Raw genomic sequence first — 2,534 nt, 5'->3', positions numbered from 1 at the left:
CAGCAGCATGCCGATCAGAATCAGCGGTATCTGCGGCAAGAGCGTGAGCAGCAGCCCGGCAAACATCAGCACAATCACCGCCCAAAGCACTTTGCGCCGGCCGAGTTTGTCGGCCAGATTGCCGACCCAGGCCGAGCTATAGATACCGGACAGGTACACCACCGAGAGCAGCCCAACCACGGCCTGGCTCATATGGTACGGCTCGCCCAGTAACCGATAGCCGATGTAGTTAAACAGCGTGACGAAAGCGCCCATCAGCAGAAAAGCCTCGAGAAACAACCACGGCAAGCCTTGGTCGCGCATGTGCAGCGCGTAGTTGTTGGCGAGGGTTTTCAGGTTTAGTGGGGTGGCGCGAAAGTGTTTGGACTCGGGCAGGATGCGCCAGAACAACAAGGCGCCGAGCAGCGACATAACCCCCAATGCACCAATCGCCACACGCCAGTTAACGAAGTCCACCAATACCCCGGCGATCAGCCGCCCGCCCATGCCGCCAACGGCGTTGCCAGCGATATACAAACCCATCGACAGGCCAATAAAGCGCGGGTGAATTTCTTCGCTCAGGTAGGTCATGCCCACCGCGGCCAGGCCGCTTAGCGACAAGCCGAGTAGCGCGCGCATAAGCAGTACGCCGTGCCAGCTCGGCATGCAGGCGCTGGCGATGGTGAACAGGGCGGCGGACAGCAGCGACACCACCATGATTTTCTTGCGGCCGATGGCATCGGAAATCGGTCCCGTAATCAGCAGCCCGATGGCCATCATGATGGTCGAAATCGACAGCACCAGGCTGCTTTGCGCAGCGTTCAGGCCGAACTCGGCCGACAGCACCGGCATCAGCGGTTGCACGCTGTAGAGCAGGGCAAAGGTGGCAAAGCCGCCGGCAAATAATGCCAGTGAGGTACGGACAAATTGCGGCGTGCCTTTTTCGATAAAGGCTTCGGTTTGTTCAACCGTGCTCACCACGTCGGCTGCCGCATCACGGGCGGCGTCGAGCAGGGCAGGGGCAGAGGAAGGGCGCACACAGACCTCGAAGAGCGTTCTTTTAGAAGAGAGTAGTCAGGTGCAAAGCATAGGGAGCGACGTTTATTATCTCCAATATATTGTTCGTTCTATTTGATAGGTTTAGCGACCTAATCCGTGTTGGAGCTTCACCATGGAATTGCGCCATTTGCGCTACTTTGTCGCCGTCGCCGAAGAGCTGCATTTTGGCCGCGCGGCTGAACAGTTGGGTATTTCCCAGCCACCCTTAAGCCAGCAAATTCAGGCGTTGGAAGAAGAGATCGGTGCACGCCTGTTCGAGCGCACCAATCGGCGGGTGGAACTGACCGAAGCCGGCCGCTTGTTTCTCGACGAAGCCAGGCAAATTCTCGCCCACGTAGAAAAGGCCACACAGATCGCTCGCCGCGCACAGCAGGGCGAGATTGGTGAGCTGAATGTTGGCTTTACCGCCTCGGCGCCGTTCACGTCCACCATTCCCCGTAGCATTCTGGCCTTTCGTCAAGCGCATCCGAATGTGCACCTGAGCCTGCAGGAAATGAGCAGCCGGATGGTGATTGAGGCGTTGCAGGAAGAGACCGTACAGGTCGGCGTGATTCGCCCGTTTCCGTTACCGGACAACATCAAAGCGGTGGAGTTGTTTCGTGATCCGTTGGTGGCGGTACTGCGCGCTGATCACCCGCTGGCGCAGGGCAGTGAAGACGGGATTTCCATCGCCGCGTTGGCGGACGAACCCTTTGTATTTTTCCCCCGTAGCTACGGCACCGGCCTGTATGACCAACTGATCGGGCTGGCGCGCAATGCCGGTTTCAGCCCACGCATTGCCCAGGAGGCAAGCGAAGCCATGACCATTATTGGCCTGGTATCAGCGGGACTTGGGGTGTCGATGTTGCCCGCCTCGTTTCGCCGCACGCGGGTTGATGGCGTGGTCTACCGCACCCTGCTGGATGAGGGCGCTACCAGTGCTGTATGGCTGGTGGTGCGCAAGGATCAGCGCGCGCCATTGGCGTTGGCGTTTGTTGAGCAGGTAACGCGGGAAGCGGCGGCGTTGCGCGGCCCGTAGGGGCGGCGAACGCATTGGTGCGCACAGCACACCCTACGGGGTTGTAGGGGATGCCGGTGCGCGCACCAAACGCTTTGCGGCGAACGTTACTTAACGGTCGCCAACTGCGCCTTCAACGCAACACCGGCCATGATCGCGCCAGCGTGGCACTCATAGTTGGTCGGGTTTTTGTATTCGACGCCTTTGTAGTTGCTGGCGATCTCGATCACGGCGTTGGCGCCCGCTGCTTTGGCGGCGTTGGCCAGTTTGATCACGGCCGATTGCATGGCCCAGGCGCAGGCTTCTTCGTCGCCTTTGTTAAAGGCGTTGGTTTTCTGGCTGGTGGTGATCTGTGGGTTGATCACGGTGACCTTGCCAGCAGGCTTTTTGCCGGCCATGTAGAACTTCACGGAGCCATCCAGCTTGCCGGCGGCGGTCGCCTGGGCGATCACGGTGTCCAGCGGCTGGTTGTGGTTGGTGTCGCGCGGCTGGCTGAGGC

At 59.8% G+C, this 2,534-nt stretch carries 3 protein-coding genes; 1 reads left to right on the top strand and 2 read right to left on the bottom strand.

Annotated elements, in window-relative coordinates:
- The coding region (locus tag AAAB16_RS03635; protein WP_340662111.1) for an MFS transporter at positions 1–1,017 on the bottom strand (1,017 nt) is incomplete at its 3' end.
- 133 nt (positions 1,018–1,150) lie between these two features.
- Here AAAB16_RS03635 and AAAB16_RS03630 point away from each other — a divergent pair.
- Entirely contained in the window at positions 1,151–2,056 is a 906-nt protein-coding gene (locus tag AAAB16_RS03630) for a LysR substrate-binding domain-containing protein (RefSeq protein WP_340662110.1), read from the top strand.
- 86 nt (positions 2,057–2,142) lie between these two features.
- Here the strand turns inward: AAAB16_RS03630 and AAAB16_RS03625 are convergent.
- Positions 2,143–2,534 (bottom strand): excinuclease (locus AAAB16_RS03625; protein WP_340662109.1); only part of this gene is annotated, 392 nt, incomplete at its 5' end.

The sequence above is a fragment of the Pseudomonas sp. genome (assembly GCF_037994325.1).
Taxonomy (GTDB): Bacteria; Pseudomonadota; Gammaproteobacteria; order Pseudomonadales; family Pseudomonadaceae; genus Aquipseudomonas.
Note: the sequence above shows the minus strand (reverse complement) of the source record. Positions and strands in the feature narration are given on the sequence as shown.